Annotated in this window: 15 protein-coding genes and 4 pseudogenes; 11 read left to right on the forward strand and 8 right to left on the reverse strand. The window is 42.9% G+C overall.

Annotated features, from left to right (window positions below; all coding sequences use genetic code 11):
* The first annotated feature begins 7 nt into the window (after window positions 1-7).
* The gene (locus tag MST20_RS17440; protein ID WP_243943794.1) at window positions 8-316 is read left to right on the forward strand and encodes a hypothetical protein; all 309 of its coding nucleotides are present in this window, start codon (window positions 8-10) and stop codon (window positions 314-316) included.
* A gap of 63 nt (window positions 317-379) precedes the next feature.
* Here MST20_RS17440 and MST20_RS17445 read toward each other — a convergent pair whose 3' ends face one another.
* A complete protein-coding gene (locus tag MST20_RS17445) occupies window positions 380-1252 on the reverse strand; it encodes an SDR family oxidoreductase (protein ID WP_243943795.1) in 873 nt (290 codons plus the stop codon).
* Window positions 1253-1518: 266 nt separating this feature from the next.
* Here MST20_RS17445 and MST20_RS17450 point away from each other — a divergent pair, with 266 nt between their 5' ends.
* Together MST20_RS17450 and MST20_RS17455 are read left to right on the forward strand one after the other, a co-directional pair.
* Window positions 1519-2256: a sulfite exporter TauE/SafE family protein gene (locus tag MST20_RS17450; RefSeq protein ID WP_243943796.1), complete on the forward strand. Its 738-nt coding sequence runs from the start codon at window positions 1519-1521 to the stop codon at window positions 2254-2256.
* A 106-nt stretch (window positions 2257-2362) separates the two neighbouring features.
* Window positions 2363-3019 carry a GntR family transcriptional regulator gene (locus MST20_RS17455; protein WP_243943895.1) on the forward strand — a complete coding sequence of 219 codons (657 nt, stop codon included), beginning with the start codon at window positions 2363-2365 and terminating at the stop codon, window positions 3017-3019.
* A gap of 34 nt (window positions 3020-3053) precedes the next feature.
* Here the strand turns inward: MST20_RS17455 and MST20_RS17460 are convergent, their stop codons facing one another.
* A complete protein-coding gene (locus MST20_RS17460) occupies window positions 3054-3671 on the reverse strand; it encodes a nitroreductase family protein (RefSeq protein ID WP_243943798.1) in 618 nt (205 codons plus the stop codon).
* A gap of 630 nt (window positions 3672-4301) precedes the next feature.
* Here MST20_RS17460 and MST20_RS17465 point away from each other — a divergent pair.
* Window positions 4302-5075, forward strand: coding sequence for a class I SAM-dependent methyltransferase (locus MST20_RS17465; RefSeq protein ID WP_243943800.1), 774 nt, complete (start codon window positions 4302-4304; stop codon window positions 5073-5075).
* Between the two features lie 24 nt (window positions 5076-5099).
* Here MST20_RS17465 and MST20_RS17470 read toward each other — a convergent pair.
* Window positions 5100-5464 (reverse strand): annotated as a pseudogene (locus MST20_RS17470) (MFS transporter); the annotation flags it as partial.
* A 1114-nt stretch (window positions 5465-6578) separates the two neighbouring features.
* Window positions 6579-6959: pseudogene (locus MST20_RS17475) on the reverse strand (O-methyltransferase); the annotation flags it as partial.
* Window positions 6960-6963: 4 nt separating this feature from the next.
* On the opposite strand from MST20_RS17475, the pseudogene MST20_RS17480 reads away from it, so the two are divergent.
* The 6 genes and pseudogenes from MST20_RS17480 to MST20_RS17505 all read left to right on the forward strand — a co-directional run.
* Window positions 6964-7086 (forward strand): annotated as a pseudogene (locus MST20_RS17480) (winged helix-turn-helix domain-containing protein); the annotation flags it as partial.
* 73 nt (window positions 7087-7159) lie between these two features.
* Window positions 7160-7240 (forward strand): annotated as a pseudogene (locus tag MST20_RS21430) (DUF255 domain-containing protein); the annotation flags it as partial.
* A gap of 252 nt (window positions 7241-7492) precedes the next feature.
* A complete protein-coding gene (locus MST20_RS17490) occupies window positions 7493-7906 on the forward strand; it encodes a MerR family transcriptional regulator (RefSeq protein ID WP_243943802.1) in 414 nt (137 codons plus the stop codon).
* A complete protein-coding gene (locus tag MST20_RS17495) occupies window positions 7903-8820 on the forward strand; it encodes a DMT family transporter (RefSeq protein ID WP_243943804.1) in 918 nt (305 codons plus the stop codon). Before MST20_RS17490 ends, MST20_RS17495 begins: the two co-directional genes overlap by 4 nt.
* Window positions 8821-8891: 71 nt before the next feature.
* Window positions 8892-10949 (forward strand): thioredoxin domain-containing protein, encoded by a 2058-nt coding sequence (locus tag MST20_RS17500; protein WP_243943806.1) that lies wholly within the window; start codon window positions 8892-8894, stop codon window positions 10947-10949.
* 58 nt (window positions 10950-11007) lie between these two features.
* A complete protein-coding gene (locus MST20_RS17505; protein WP_243943808.1) occupies window positions 11008-11274 on the forward strand; it encodes a hypothetical protein in 267 nt (88 codons plus the stop codon).
* A gap of 120 nt (window positions 11275-11394) precedes the next feature.
* Here the strand turns inward: MST20_RS17505 and MST20_RS17510 are convergent, their stop codons facing one another.
* From MST20_RS17510 to MST20_RS17525, 4 genes are all read right to left on the reverse strand, one after another.
* Entirely contained in the window at window positions 11395-11586 is a 192-nt protein-coding gene (locus tag MST20_RS17510; RefSeq protein WP_003178500.1) for a YbxH family protein, read from the reverse strand.
* A 16-nt stretch (window positions 11587-11602) separates the two neighbouring features.
* On the reverse strand, window positions 11603-11851 hold the full coding sequence (locus MST20_RS17515) for a sigma-G-dependent sporulation-specific acid-soluble spore protein CsgA (protein WP_003178498.1): 249 nt from the start codon (window positions 11849-11851) through the stop codon (window positions 11603-11605).
* Window positions 11852-11922: 71 nt separating this feature from the next.
* Window positions 11923-13149: an MDR family MFS transporter gene (locus MST20_RS17520; protein ID WP_243943810.1), complete on the reverse strand. Its 1227-nt coding sequence runs from the start codon at window positions 13147-13149 to the stop codon at window positions 11923-11925.
* The gene (locus tag MST20_RS17525; protein WP_243943812.1) at window positions 13133-14350 is read right to left on the reverse strand and encodes an ATP-grasp domain-containing protein; all 1218 of its coding nucleotides are present in this window, start codon (window positions 14348-14350) and stop codon (window positions 13133-13135) included. The genes MST20_RS17520 and MST20_RS17525 overlap by 17 nt, the downstream gene beginning before the upstream one ends.
* A 122-nt stretch (window positions 14351-14472) precedes the next feature.
* On the opposite strand from MST20_RS17525, the gene MST20_RS17530 reads away from it, so the two are divergent.
* Window positions 14473-15366 (forward strand): LysR family transcriptional regulator, encoded by an 894-nt coding sequence (locus MST20_RS17530; RefSeq protein ID WP_243943814.1) that lies wholly within the window; start codon window positions 14473-14475, stop codon window positions 15364-15366.
* The last annotated feature ends 74 nt before the right edge of the window (window positions 15367-15440 follow it).

The raw sequence follows: 15440 nt of genomic DNA on the forward strand, positions 1-15440 counted from the left end.
GTATTCGATGTTCGAAGCAATTATTCTATTGATTTTAGGGATCTCAGTTCTCGTAGCCGGTTTTTTATCGTTAAAAATGGAGCTGTCAACTGAGTCTGTTTCTACCACTGACGAAGCTAAATCCGAATTCAAAAAAATGTTAGATAATTATGGCTGGTTTTACCTGACCGGTATCACCCTTTTCATGCAATTTATATTTCGCGGATTTCACTTTACATTTGAACACTTTTTTATGCCTTCATCATTAGCTCTGGAATCCAGTCGATATTTTACTTATTTAATAAAAGGAACTTGGGCTATACAGTATGCGCAATAATTGTGGTGAAAAAAGAGTGATGAACACTGTAATCTTGTTCATCACTCTTTCGAATGCCGTTAATTATTTCGCTTCTGAGATTTTTGCAACGATTTGAGCCAATCCTTCTTTAATCGGAGTCAGCGGACGGCCGAGCACTTTTTCAAAATCATCGCTTTCGACTTCAAGTGTGCCTTCACGAATGCCTTTTTGGATATCGACAACCATCGGAATCAGAAAATCCGGCACACCCGCATTTTTCATGATCTCGCGATAGGCAGCATCGTCAACATGCTGGACGGGTACTTCTTTGCCCAATACTTCTCCAAGGGCTGAAGCGATTTCTTCCTGAGTTAATAGTTTGCCTGAAAGTTCGTAGACGGTGTTTTCATGGCCTTCGCCGGACAGAACCGCTGCCGCTGCATCCGCGTAATCCTGCTGCAGCGCCCAGCCCACCTTGCCGTTCTCTGCTGATGTCACCCAAGGGGCTCCCGCCAAAACACCTTGAATACTCGACATTTCATTTTCCAAGTACCAGTTATTGCGCAAGAAGGCGTATGGAATCCCCGTTTTCAAAATCGCTTCTTCAGTTGCTTTGTGAGTCGGCGCAAGGAAGTTTTTGCTTTCGCGGGCATTCGCAATACTCGTATAAGCGATAAACCGAACTCCCGCGCGTTCTGCGGCGGCTACCGCATTGCCGTGCTGACGGATTCTCGTCTCATTGTCTCCATCGGCTGAGATGATCAGCAGTCGGTCAATGCCTTGAAATGCGGTTTCCAATGTTTCCGGGCGGTCAAAATCCCCTTGACGCACATCGACTCCGCGCGCCCGCAGCGCTTCCGCTTTTTCCGGATTGCGCACGCTGACCGCCAGCTGATCAGCCGGTACAGTTTCCAGCAGTTTTTTCACAACTTTCGAACCTAATTTTCCAGTTGCTCCTGTTACTAACATTTTCATACTCAAATTCCTCCTGATGTTTTAATGTCGAACTGTAACAAAAAACGTTACACTTGATGTAACTATCATAATTACAAATAAACTGATTGTCAACAGGAATGTCTTTCACTTGACTAAAAAAATAAAAGTAGACGACATACGCCCTCCTGGCCGTCTTGTCAATATGGAAATAATAGAGTAAGATGTTATCATTGATTTTGGTCGACCAGATACCGTCGACCCTAAGATAATGCGAAATCAGTTATTCATAAAGGAGAAGAAGCAACATGTTGATTGTGTTGGTTATGTTTTTATTAGGTCTTGTGCTTGGCTTTGTCGGGGCCGGCGGAGCCGGATTCGTCATCGCTCTGTTAACGATAATGTTTCACATTCCGATTCATACAGCATTGGGAACGTCTCTGGCCGGTATGGCTTTTACGAGCTTATCAGGAACGTACAGCCACTTTCGCGAAGGAAATATCAAGCTGAAAATCGGCTTAACCGTCGGCTGTTTTGCTGCAATAGGATCCTTTGCAGGAGCTAAGCTGACTTCTCTGATACCTTCAAGTTCATTGCACTATATGACCGCAGGAATGTTATTCTTATCAGCCATTCTGATTTTAATCAGATTATTCTTTTTGCAAGAAAAAGAAGCTGACCAGGAAACGAACCTTGCCTTTTGGATCAAGGCCAGTTTATTGGGAATCGTGGCCGGCATCCTGTCCGGAACGTTCGGAATCGGCTCGGCGCCTTTTATCCAAATCGGGTTGATGATGATGCTGAACCTGTCAATTCGCCATTCCGTAGGAACGACGATGCTCGTCATTATTCCGCTCTCGTTAGGCGGTGGGGCGGGCTATGTTTCAGAAGGATTCGTCGATTATGTTCTGTTAGTCAAAATCTTGATCGGTACGATGTGCGGCGCATATGTCGGGGCCAAATTCACCAATGTCCTGCCGAAAGTCGTCTTGAAATCGGGTTTATTTTTAACTCCCGCCGTTTCAGGGTTTATTCTCTTATTTTAATTCAATGCCCGGTTTGCGGCCGGGCATTTTGATGAACTTGGAGTGGTTATAGCGGGAGATCACGAAGGAACCTGTGGTAAAATACGAAATGAGAACGAATACGAGGATGAGAAGCGTGATTGAAAAACCAAAACCGTTTTATGAACAATCCTACCATGCGATTAAGCGAATGATATTTGAAGGGAAATTAAAGCCCGGTGAACGAATCGCCGAAGCGAAGTTAGCCAAGGAGCTCGGCGTCAGCAAAAGCCCTTTGAGAGAAGCGATCAGAGTTCTGGAAAAAGAGGGGCTCATCGTCATCGACTCAAGAGTGAAGGTCTATCAGCCGACAATAAAGGATGTTGAAGAAATCTATTTTTGCAGGACGGCGCTTGAATCATTCGCTGCGGGATTGACGGCAAGAATTGCAACGGCAGAGGAACTGAAAACGATTGAAGACGTTTTGCAAAAAACGGAGGAAGCCATCCTTCAATCCAAGGATCAAAACACAATTATCGAATTAAATGATACATTTCACGACTTAATTATCCAATATACACGAAACAGTCTATTGCGAAAGCAGCTCAACGATTTGGAAGGATTAATTTATTATTTCCGCATTTTGAATTTTGAAGGAGAAAAACGGGCTGAAGCCATTTTGGATCAGCATCGGGAAATTTTCCGCTATATGAAACAAAGAGACGACGAGCAGGCATCAAAAGCGATGATTCGCCACCTTAAGCTTGATCTTGACCACTTAGTCGAAGTGCTGTCTCATCAATAAAAAGGGCAGCCTTTCTAACGGCTGCCCCCCATTTTTAATAAAAAGAAACAAATTCATTAACCGGCTTGCGATATCCTCTCAAGCGTCGGCTGCTTTCTTTTTCTTTGCCGATCGTAATCATGAGGACGATTTCATGTGTATCCGGGATCTCTAGCAACTCACGGACCTGATCGCTGTCAAATCCGATCATCGGGCATGTGTCCCACCCCCGATTCTTGGCGGCAAGCATAAACATCATCGCAGAAAGAGAAGCATTGCGAATCGCCTCTTCCTTCATGAATGGCTCCCCGCGCGACTCGTAAAATTGGGTATTGTTTTCAACCATTTCCTGCAGCTCAAAGTCCTTAATAATTCCTAAATCCCTCATGCCTTCGTTGATTTTTTCCGTTTGCCGGTAGGCGTAGCGGTCTCCCGTCACTAAAATCACGGCAGAGGCTGAATGCACTTTATATTGGCCGCTCGCAGCTTCCCTGATTTTTTCTTTTAAATCCTTCTCCAATACCACTTTATACTCTGCGTGCTGCAAATTGAACGCCGAAGGTGCAAGCTTGATATCCTCAAAGATAGGCTCCAAATCTTTCACCGTAATTTGAACATCTTCCAGAAAATTATTTTCAGAGTGACGCGTTTCGATAAGCTCGTTAAATTCCATTCTCAAAAAACTCCATTCATCTATCCTTTTGCCTAAATATCCTTATTTATATGATCGGCGGTAAGCTACCTATTGTTTAGCGACGCTCACATGAATCAAAGAGAACGCGTTACAATCATCAGTTTTGGAGAGACCGCCGGCATGGTGTCGGGCTTCTGTCGATAAACATGCACAAATGCCTTGTCACCGGCGTCATAGCAGCTTCTGTCACCACATTATTTTTTCTTCGAACCTTGTATTATTCAGCAATCAACCATGATACGCCAAAATCAAAATGCTATAATTGAGAAAAAATGTGAAAGAAAGCAGCGTGTGAACTATGAAACTATCCTTTTTGCCCAGTACCATTTTTATCGATCCAAGTGGTCAGAGTATTAGGGCATCCCGCATAACCTTGATGAAGCTCAATGGGATAACTGGAATCTCGAATTGCAGCAGTTTTTGTTGAATGAAGAAAACGTCTTCTTTTCATTGCCTGCATATAGGGGAAACCGCTGGGTCCGTGCCGTTTTGTTAAATCCTTTTCTCTTAAATACCCTTATTCAAAGGGTTTTTGAAAAAATTGATCAGTTTTATGATCAGGAGATATCGTGTTAGATGAATAAACAGAATTTGAAAAGGAGGAGAAATATGACAAGGAAAGTTGGCACAGAAGATGCCATTCAAAGATGGAACCGATTTGCCGATGCATATGCCGCCAATCATACCGAACTTGGAGACATCCACAAAGAAGTGTTTTTAAATCCTGCTATTTTTTCTCTCATTGATACGGTAAAGAATAAATGTGTGCTCGATGCCGGGTGCGGTGAAGGGTATTTCAGCAGGCTGCTGTCCAAGGCCGGAGCGAGTGTAACGGCTGTCGATTACTCCCCGAGAATGATCGACATTGCCAAGGAAAGAACGCCGGATGATTTGCCGATTAAGTATCGGCACGGCAACTGTGAAGACCTGAATATGTTCGAAGACAAAAGCTTTGATTTGATTATATCGAATATGGTCATGCAAGACCTTGCGGATTATGAAAAAGCGTTTCAAGAAATGCATCGGCTGCTGACAGATTGCGGATTTTTTATTTTCTCGATTTTGCATCCCTGCTTCATTACGCCGGAAAGCGGCTGGGAGAAAACAAAAGACGGAAAAAAACTGCATTGGAATGTAGACCGGTATTTTTATGAAGGTACATACGAACAAAAGCTTGGCGATCGGGAGAATATGCTGTTCTTCCATAGAACCTTAACGAGCTATATTAACACTTTGATGAAAACGGGCTTCATGCTGGAAGGCATAGTAGAACCAAAGCCATCAGAAGAAATCCTGAAAAAATATCCGTCATTTGAAGAAGATTTCAGATGTCCTGATTTTATTGTTTTTAAATTAAGAAAGCCCAGCGGCGATGTCCGATAGGCCTCATATCGATGGATTCTTTTCCTATCCTTTTTGAGTGTCTGTTTTTCTTCGCGACCAAATGACGGATGGAATCAGAGCCAGGGATAACAGCCCTCCCGCCAATGCGATCAAAACATCAAGCATTCCTTGCCCTTTTGCACGTGTTGAAGGCAACGATCAATAAAGGGATCCAGCGCCACCACTGCACCAGCGAGCAGTAAGGTTACTCCTGAGGCGATGCTCATGGCTGTCCGGCCAATTTTGTCAACAAGAACCCCTGTGACAAGTGATGGAAGATACATTGAACCGATATGAAAACCTATCACGATCCCGACATCTCCTAAGCTGTGTCCGTGGCACTGCATATGAACGGGCGTCATGGTCATAATCGCAACCATCACAATTTTTCGTTTATGAATAGTTGAATTTTTACAAAAGCACCTTTTGTAAATTTGTTAAGAGCATGTCCCCTTCAACATTTTATGAACTGAATCTATCCATATTCCGATTTTAGATTGTGGTGGCATTTCGGTTTCAGGTATTAAAAAAACTAGTCACCGAATCAGTAACTAGTCAGATGATGTTCTGTTAATTCTTGGCTTGCGACAACTATTAAATCTTCCTATTTACACTTGGTACATAAAATTTCGTGAGCAAATTTAGATAACACTCTGTCTAAAGGACCGACAGGCATCCGCCTTTTATTTGGCATTCTAATAGCTACAGTCATCTCATCATTTTCATTTATTTCTTTTCCACATCGAGAACATTGTAGTTTTACGTCCTTAAAAAAACCTTTAAAAGAAGCCGTCATATTAAAAACCTCTATCCTGTACATTTTAAGTAATCACAGCAAACAAATTTAACGTTATCTTTATTCGTATACTAGCTACTATATTAAAATTGGAGCCTATATGGTATTTATTAATTCCTCAATCGAATAAATATCTTTCAAACTAAGAAGTGCAAAACGATGATTCTCGAAGCGACTGCTGCAATATGCTTTATTATTTTGTTTTAAAAGTAAGTTCATAATATTTCCCCCACTTTTTTGTATTTCGTCTTTCCAAAAATCAAGTTTTATGATGTGTCCAATAATAAACAATAATAAATAGCGGTTGCAATTAAAATAGCAAACCTGTATTTCCTATTTTAACATAACTTACCTTTCAACATGTCTTCTTAACATAGAAATTATTCTATTCACATAAACTGTGCACCTTCAAAATCCCCCCAATAATATGTGTTTAAAAGACCTTTAAATTCCAGATCAAAAACGATAACACAGCGACAACAGCCGCCCTATCGAAGATATACTTAACACACCCACAATCTTTTGGCGGTCCCCTTTAAGGGAAGAAGCGAAGTGAAAAAACAAGATTGTGCTTTGTGCATTTGCTATACGTCCTACCAATTTTCTTACTGGAAGTCCCCTCCTATATGATTGGATAGTTTGGTCTTCCTTTAAAATACAGTTTCAGCACCATTATTTGCTCTTTAACAAGATTACAGCAATCAAACTCAGTCGCAAATCGGTTCTTTTTTCGCTCTTGAAACGGTCATCCCATCGCCGATCGGCATCAACAGGGATTCTAATTGAGGATGGGCGGCGACCGCTTGATTGAATTTCTTCATGGATTCGGTATGACGCTTCGGTGCAGCATCATCGTCTGCTACACTTCCCCCTGCAAGTACGTTATCGGCAACGATTATAGCGCCAGGTTCCGCCAATTTGATGCAATACGCCAGGTAATGTTCATAATTTCCTTTGTCTGCATCGATAAAGAAAAAATCGAATCGCTTTTGATTGCCGGCTAATGTTTCAAGGCTTTCCAGAGCCGGTTCTGTCATATCCGATACCTGGCTGCCGAATCCCGCTTTAGAGAGATTGCTGTTTGCCAGGCCGAAGGAAGACTTTTTGAAATCGGACAATAATGTGATGGTGCACATTACAAAAATTAGAGAAAAAATAGAAGAAGACCCCAAACACCCTATATACATTAAAACTGGATCGGGATATAAAATATGAGGAAGTTTGGAATTAAGCTTGTTGCAAAGCTTCTTGGCACGATTGCAATTAGTTTTCTTGGAAGTCACCATACATACATAAACACGCCCTCAACCCCGTCGACTGGTACCTTTGCCTTCGCGAGAACAAGCCTGTTCTCGTATCTATTGGGTATATCTAGATCAGCATCTATACCCATATATCTTTAATAACCTAGGATAATCCACTCATGTAGAACTCCATTAAAAGATAACAGAAGCCATTTTAAACTAATACCATTTATTCAAATAATACAGTTTACCTTTTATGTCATTCATTTTTTAAAACCTGTAATCCGTAACCATGCGGTAGCAGGTTTTTTTATTTGCTTGACTTAGAGTTAACTCTAAGTTGTAAACTAACTTTAATCAAAAGAGAGGAATGATGTTTGTTGTATTCCATTAGTAAAGCTGCTGAGAAGACTAGTATTAGCTCGTATACATTAAGATATTACGAAAAGATCGGGTTACTTCCACCACCAAAACGAAAAAACAGTGGAAGGCGTTTTTATACAGAGACTGATATTCAGTTCATGACATTCCTTAAAAGTTTAAAGGAAACAGGTATGTCTTTGGAGGATATTCATGAGTTTGTCAAAGACGGCTGCATTTTGGAAAAAATCAATTCGAATGTTAAATCGTCTCAACTCTCCCCATCTATAAATAAACGTATTGAGATTTTAACCAAGCACTTAGAGAAAATGGAAATTAAAAAAAAGGAGCTGGAAGAAGTGATTTCTACTACAAAAGGAAAACTGGATACATATTATTCAATTTCGAAAGAGGAAGTGGAAAACAAATGAAACATTTAAATATATACCTGATGTTACTTGGCTTCTCTATTTTTACAGGAGCTACTTTTAATCTTGCAAAATATACAGTTGGATATTTTTCTCCATCGTCTTCTGCGGCATGGCGTTTCGGTTTAGCTGCTGCGGTGATGCTCATCATTTTGATTTTTACTGAAGGTATAAAGAAGAGTCAATTACGGAAAAACGCCGTTTCATACATTGTTCTTGGAATTATAGGAATCTTTGGATTTAATGCATTGTTTTTTGTTGGTTTAAAATATACATCTCCCGTTAACGGAGCATTAATAATGGGTCTGAATCCTTTATTAACAGCCATTCTCGCTCGAATGATCTTAAAAGACAAAATTACAAAAAAACAAGTGCTCGGTATATTCTTTGCTTTCATCGGTGTATTGTTAGTTATTACACAAGGTTCTATCGAAACCATTAAAACCTTATCAATTTCAGGCGGAGACTTAATAATCTTTACAGGTAACGTTTGTTGGGCACTTTATGGTGTACTTGGACGTCGGTTTGTAAAGGATGGAACTCCGCTATCTACAACCACTTATACGATGGTTATCGGTGCTGTTAGTTTAATAGTAGTTTCCTTATTTACATCCAATCCTGTTTCTTTACCGAACATCCCGATTGGAGTTTGGGGAGCAATTGCCTTTATGGCTTTCTTTACAAGTGTTTTGGGTTACCTATGGTGGAATCAGGGGATTAAGGAGATTGGGGCAAGTAAAACATCTTTATTTTTCAACCTTGTTCCCGTTGTAACGATGATTATTTCATTTGCTGTTGGAACACCGATAAAGGTATTTCAAGTTATTGGGGCTGTGTTAGTTATATTGGGCGTTTTAACTGCTTCGGGGGTAATACGTATTCCTAAGTACACTACTAAAGAACAGTCAGCTGTATAAAGAAACAGGGATTATTTTTGAGAAAATGTGTTAAGTTAAATATAAACTAATCATAGGAAGAAGGTGATCCCATGCCAAACAAAAGTAAACCCAATAGATTAATCGCTGAGAAGTCTCCTTATTTACTTCAACACGCCCACAACCCCGTCGACTGGTATCCCTGGGGCGAAGAAGCCTTCGAAAAAGCAAAACGCGAAAACAAGCCGGTACTTGTCAGCATCGGCTATTCGACTTGCCATTGGTGCCATGTCATGGCTCATGAAAGCTTCGAAGATGAAGAAGTCGCGAAGCTTCTGAATGAGAAATTCGTCTCTATTAAAGTGGACCGCGAGGAGCGACCTGATGTGGATTCGATTTATATGACGATCTGCCAGATGATGACGGGGCAGGGCGGCTGGCCGCTGAATGTGTTTTTAACGCCTGATCAGAAGCCGTTTTATGCGGGTACATATTTTCCGAAGACGAGCCGGTTTAACCGGCCGGGGTTTGTTGAGGTGGTGAAGCAGCTTTCCGATACCTTCGCGAAAAACCGGGAACATGTTGAGGATATTGCCGAAAAAGCCGCCAACAACCTGAGAATCAAAGCGAAAAGCGATGCCGGCGCTGCGCTCGGCGAAGACATGTTGAGGCGGACGTATCAACAGCTGATCAACAGCTTCGATGCGGCATACGGCGGTTTCGGAAGCGCACCGAAATTTCCGATCCCCCATATGCTGGCATTTCTGCTTCGCTATCATCAATACAGCGGCGAGGAAAACGCGCTGTACAGCGTGACGAAAACGTTGGACAGCATGGCGAACGGCGGCATTTACGACCATGTCGGCTACGGGTTCGCCCGCTATTCGACAGACGACGAATGGCTCGTTCCCCACTTTGAAAAAATGCTTTACGATAATGCTTTGTTGCTGATCGCATATACTGAAGCCTATCAAATCACGAAAAACGACCGGTATAAACAGATTTCCGAGCAGATCATCACATTTGTCCGCCGCGAAATGACCGATGATAAAGGCGCTTTTTATTCAGCGCTTGATGCCGACACGGAAGGCGTGGAAGGCAAATATTATGTGTGGTCAAAAGACGAAGTCCTCGAAACGCTCGGGGATGAACTCGGCGAATTGTATTGCGCTGCCTACAACATCACGCAAGAAGGGAATTTTGAAGGCCGCAATATTCCAAACTTGATCTACACTAGGCTGGAAGACATTAAAGATGAATTCGCGCTGACAGATGAAGAGCTTCAGAACAAGCTTGAAGAAGCGAGAATAAAACTTTTTGAAAAACGGCAGGAAAGAACGTATCCGCATGTCGACGACAAAGTGCTGACATCTTGGAACGCTCTGATGATCGCGGGTCTTGCCAAAGCGGCGAAAGTCTACAATGCGCCCGAATACTTGGAGATGGCACGGGCGGCAGTCGAGTTTATCGAGAATAAATTGATTCAAGACGGACGCGTCATGGTCCGCTACCGTGACGGCGAGGTGAAACATAAAGGGTTTATCGATGACTACGCCTTCCTGCTGTGGGCCTATATCGAATTGTATGAAGCATCACTTGATTTAACCGATTTGCGAAAAGCCAAAAAGCTCGCCGCGGACATGACCGGGCTGTTCTGGGATGAAGAGCACGGCGGTTTTTATTTTACGGGAAGCGATGCCGAGGCTTTGATCGTGCGGGATAAAGAAGTATACGACGGCGCCCTCCCGTCCGGAAACGGCGTCCTGGCCGTGCAGCTGTCCCGGCTGGGTCGGCTGACCGGCGATTTATCGCTCCATGATCAAGCGGCAAAAATGTTTTCGGCATTCCATGGAGACGTCTCCGCTTATCCGAGCGGCCATACAAACTTTCTCCAAGGCCTGCTGAGCCATGTCATGCCGCAAAAAGAAATCGTTGTGCTCGGAGAGCGCCATGACCCGGACAGACAGAAGATCGTAAGCGCTTTGCAGCAGGCCTTCCAGCCGAACTATGCCGTCCTCGCCGCAGAATCGCCTGACGATTTCAAAGGGATTGCCGACTTTGCGGCCGAATACAAAGCAGCCGATAACAAAACGACTGTCTATATTTGTGAAAACTTCGCCTGCAGACAGCCGACGACGAATATAGACGAAGCGCTCGATCAGTTGGTTTAAACGGATGCCATCATGGGAATAACATCTGCAAACACCTAATCAGAAAGGGGTTATGACCATGAAGCAAAAGAATCTGATCTCAGGTCTCGCCGTTGTCGCCGGAGTCACCGCATATATGCTCAAAGACGAAACAAACAGACAAAAACTGAAATCGTACTTGCAAAACGTGAAAGAAAAGATCCCTTACTTTTCGGAAAAACACAACGTAGATTCATTCCCGGTTGAAAAAGCAGGCCATCCGTCTCCGCAAGATATCGAAGATAACAAAATGGTATCGGAAGGATCCATGTACCCTGTTCAATACTACGATGAAAAGAAAAAATAGCGATGCATGAGCTGTCATACTTAATGGCAGCTTTTCTGCTGCCGTTCTAAAAACTGTAAGCGGATTATAAATATAAAAATCCAAAAATAAAAGCCGCCCGGTCGGCAGCCTCTTCAAACCTTATATTTTATTTTCATAACAATAATGATTGACAAGCTCTTCAATTAAATCATGTTCTGGAAACTCTCCGTGAAACTCAAAGGGAATCTCCTCGACAAACCGGCCGCGCCGGTATACATGGATGGCGCCGTTTTGTCTGGTCACGCTGTATTCCGGTTCAAACGTGTATCCGTTCCGCTCTATTGCACCCATTGATCATGCCCGCCTTTCAAAACAACAGTTCATACACTTCGTTTAATTCTCTTGTTCGTTTATGATCCTGTTCATTCAGCGCATATTTCATCTCATGTTCAAGCACTTGATTCAGAAATTCCATTTCCCGCTCCTCCAAGTGCTCGACAAACTCTTCCTCATTGGCATATCGCCCGGAAACGATTTTTCTGTAAATGTTTTGTCCTATGCCGTGTTCAAGGTGATTCGACAGTGACTCACGGAGGTAGCCCAATGTTGTGTCCATGATTCAATCTCCTTTTTTACCTTATAGGTTGGGTGAATTCTTGATGATTCATGCATGAGCGGGCCAAATTTTCAATAAGAAAAAGGCGATACACCATGATGCTGTGCAGATAAAAACTTTCTCCTTCCCAGATGGTAGGCACCTAAAGCGAAGAAGACTGAACACGCAGCAATGAGAAAGACGGCTTTTCCCCCGTACAAGGCAAGCATCATTCCCCCCAGCCAAGGCCCTAAAAATTCACCGATGTTATATAAGTTTTGCATACCGTAATACGCGCCCTTCATATGATCGGGAGCTAGTTCGTCCAAAAGGACATTCATTGAAGGAAAACATAAGATTTCGCCGATTGTCAGAATAAACATCGAAAGCATAAAAACAATCCAGCCATTTGCGACAGAAAAACCGATATTCCCCAACATGCAGAAAACGGTTCCAATTGATATTGTTGTTAAGGATTTATACTTCTCAAATAAACGGGTGAGCGGCACTTGTAAAAGGATGACCGTCACTGCGTTTAACGTAATTAAAGTCGAAAATATTTTAACTCCGTTTGCAAAGTCGTTATTTAAATACTGCAGCAAAGTACTTTCCATTTGCGAATAGCTGAACAAAAAAAGGATACCGCCGGCTATGTAAAATCGAAGAGCCTTGTCATGCCTTAACGTTTTCAAAACGGAACCTGCCTGAATTTTTTCAGGAGCGGTTTTTGTCTCTTTCACCGTGATCAGCCGAATCATCATCAAGCTTAAAAGTGCGGCATAGCCAAAATAGACAAGCCCTGTAATGATAAACGGCGTTCCGGTTTTGGCAAGACCGAAATAAGTGCCCAATAAAGGGCCGACAGCAGCTCCAACATTGATGGCCAAATACCGCAAAGAGAAAATGCGGAATCTCATTTCCCGTTCCGATAACTCAGCCATCAAAGCCTTTGACACAGGTTCAAAACACGAATGGCAAAGCCCGCTTAAAATGTTTAATAATAAAAACCACATGAAATCATGAACAAGTCCGAAAAGAATGAATACAAAGCTCCAGATGAAAATGGATGAAAGCATTACCTTTTTTCTGCCGATTTTATCTGAAAGCGCTCCTCCGGCTACCCCTCCTACAGTGCTTGAAAAATAGCCTAAACCGATCACAAGCCCGATGGTTCCAAAATCGGCTCCCGTTTTCATATGAAGATAGAGTGCCAAAAACGGGGTTGTCATCGACTTAGCCGCCTTTGTGACAAGCGTGCCTATCAGCAAAAATCGGATCAACGGGTGAAGGCGGCTGAATGCTTTAAATCGCGCAAACATCCGAAGTCTTTTCCCATTCGGTATGATCATGAAACCACGTTGCAAGCCGGTTGATGCGGCCGCTTAATTCGGCTTCTGTGCGCCCGGTAATCAAACAGCCTGCAATTGCGTCTACACTGGAAGACGAACCGTGGAACCTGTCTCCGGCTTGAGCGGAAATCTTTTGTTTCGCTATCCAGTCTGCGGCTGGTGCCGGCATGATTTCTTTCAGCACGCCGTCTTTTGGTGGAATCAACAGCCATCCGCTTAGGTGGTGCGGATTGTAGTTCACCTCCGGAATATGAAAATCCAGGCCGCATTGCGCTTTAACACAAGCTTCATTGATATCAAAGCCGAAAGTCTGCGCAGTAGCTTCGCGTACCATAGCGCCGCCGGTTCTGCTGGCCACTTCACAAAACACCAATTCATCATCCCGTGTATGAAACACTTCAGCATGGAATGTTGTAATATCCGGAACAGGAAGGGCAGCAAGCGCTTTTTGAACAAAATCAGTCAACCGCAGGGTGAGCGGATTTTCCCGTTCAAGCTGGAGGCTGCCTAAGAACTGTTGATCTTGAAACGCCAGACATCCGTTGATATAACGCGACGGCCAGCTGAGGACAGTCTCTCCATCAAGGATGAGGCCGTCTATATGATACATATCCCCTTCGATAAACGACTCAACCTCCAGATGATCAGGAAGACCTTTCGAAAGAAAATTCCACACGTCCTGCCGATCCCTTAAAACGGTTGTATCAACTGACCCGGAGCCATAAATAGGCTTAACGACCACAGGAAAACCGAAAGTTTGAACAAACGTATATAAGTCGGCTGCCGAGTCGATTTTCTTAAAGTCTGGAACCTTTACACCGGCTTTTCTGACATGCTCTTTCATTAATATTTTGTTGCGAAACAACTGAGCGCTTTCGTAAGACTGCCCTTTTATCCCCAAAAGCGACCTCAGCTTCCCCGCCCTCAGCATATCAAATTCTGATGATGCAATAATCGTTTTAAAGTGATACGTTTCATTCAGCTCTAAAGCGCGCATTTCGATGCATCCATTAACCGGATAATCGTCAAATGCTTCGATTACATCATAATTTCTGCACTCATCTGCACGATCGGTTGAAGTCAGCATTGCTACCGGTTCGTCCAGTCCCTCAAGCCATACATCATACGGAGACTTGCAATAAGCTGTTTTATTTAGGATAAGCGTACTCATAACCGTTTCTCCTTTCTTGTAAAACATGTTGTTCAACTTTATAATAGTAAAAGTATTTAGATAACTCTAATATATCTTTATTTGATATTGATAACTTTTATTTATAAATAGAGGTGTGAAATATGAATCTTCATGCACTGCGATTGTTTTATTCGGTCGCTGAAACAGGCAGCGTCACCCAAGCCGCCAAACAGTTAAACATCAGCCAGCCCGCCGTCACCTCGCAAATTAAGAAATTAGAACGCGAGATCGATTGCACCTTATTCGTTCCTAAAGGCAGGGGGATCCTGCTGACACAGTCCGGCGCAGAGCTTGCAAAACAGGCAAAGCGGCTGTTTTCACTTGAAAAAGAAATTGAATTGTACGTGGAACAGTTAAGGGAAGGGTCAATTGGAAAACTGCGTATTGCCGCCACCTTCCTCCCCGCCAATTATTTGTTGCCAAGGTGGCTCAGCCGCTATAAACAGCAATTCCCCAAAACGGAAGTTGAGATCACGACAACGAACTTTCAAAAAGCTTGTGAACAGCTGATCAACTATGAAGCGGACATTGGCCTGATCGGCGGCACAACGGAATTCGGTCCTTTCATAAAAGGGACGCTGCTTTTAGAAGATGACATGCTGTTTGTCGTCAATAAAAATCATAAGCTTGCAGCACAGTACACGACATTGGAAGAAGTGGTGAAAGAACCGTTTATCTTTCGTGAAGAAGGAAGTCTTTCCCGGGAGAAATTAATTTCTTTATGCACATTGCATCATGTCGACAAACCCAGAATAGGTATACAAATAAACGGATTAAATGAAACGATCAGAACGGTTATGGAAGGGTATGGAGTCGCTTTCACATCCTCTCTTGAAGTAAACGAATATATTGACCGGGGAGATATGGCGCAGGTTCATGTCGAACAAGTCGACTTAAAAAATCCTATCTCATTATGTATCAGAAGAGAAGATCACCTTGCTCCTTCCGCCAGCAACTTTATTCAAATGATCAAAACGGCTCCGTATAGGTCTTAGCCGGCAAATGAAGAAACGGGTTAAAGCGCTTTAAAGGAGAGGAACATAAACCAAAAAAAGCTCTCACGAAAAGC

Origin of the sequence: Bacillus sp. B19-2 (assembly GCF_022832475.1) — a bacterium.
Classification (GTDB): domain Bacteria; phylum Bacillota; class Bacilli; order Bacillales; family Bacillaceae; genus Bacillus; species Bacillus paralicheniformis.

Bases quoted from the DNA above. Each gene is read 5' to 3' on its own strand.
- MST20_RS17440 (WP_243943794.1), top strand. From the start codon at position 8: ATGTTCGAAGCAATTATTCTATTGATTTTAGGGATCTCAGTTCTCGTA.
- MST20_RS17445 (WP_243943795.1), bottom strand. From the start codon at position 1,252: ATGAAAATGTTAGTAACAGGAGCAACTGGAAAATTAGGTTCGAAAGTT.
- MST20_RS17450 (WP_243943796.1), top strand. From the start codon at position 1,519: ATGTTGATTGTGTTGGTTATGTTTTTATTAGGTCTTGTGCTTGGCTTT.
- MST20_RS17455 (WP_243943895.1), top strand. From the start codon at position 2,363: ATGAGAAGCGTGATTGAAAAACCAAAACCGTTTTATGAACAATCCTAC.
- MST20_RS17460 (WP_243943798.1), bottom strand. From the start codon at position 3,671: ATGGAATTTAACGAGCTTATCGAAACGCGTCACTCTGAAAATAATTTT.
- MST20_RS17465 (WP_243943800.1), top strand. From the start codon at position 4,302: ATGACAAGGAAAGTTGGCACAGAAGATGCCATTCAAAGATGGAACCGA.
- MST20_RS17495 (WP_243943804.1), top strand. From the start codon at position 7,903: ATGAAACATTTAAATATATACCTGATGTTACTTGGCTTCTCTATTTTT.
- MST20_RS17500 (WP_243943806.1), top strand. From the start codon at position 8,892: ATGCCAAACAAAAGTAAACCCAATAGATTAATCGCTGAGAAGTCTCCT.
- MST20_RS17505 (WP_243943808.1), top strand. From the start codon at position 11,008: ATGAAGCAAAAGAATCTGATCTCAGGTCTCGCCGTTGTCGCCGGAGTC.
- MST20_RS17510 (WP_003178500.1), bottom strand. From the start codon at position 11,586: ATGGGTGCAATAGAGCGGAACGGATACACGTTTGAACCGGAATACAGC.
- MST20_RS17515 (WP_003178498.1), bottom strand. From the start codon at position 11,851: ATGGACACAACATTGGGCTACCTCCGTGAGTCACTGTCGAATCACCTT.
- MST20_RS17520 (WP_243943810.1), bottom strand. From the start codon at position 13,149: ATGTTTGCGCGATTTAAAGCATTCAGCCGCCTTCACCCGTTGATCCGA.
- MST20_RS17525 (WP_243943812.1), bottom strand. From the start codon at position 14,350: ATGAGTACGCTTATCCTAAATAAAACAGCTTATTGCAAGTCTCCGTAT.
- MST20_RS17530 (WP_243943814.1), top strand. From the start codon at position 14,473: ATGAATCTTCATGCACTGCGATTGTTTTATTCGGTCGCTGAAACAGGC.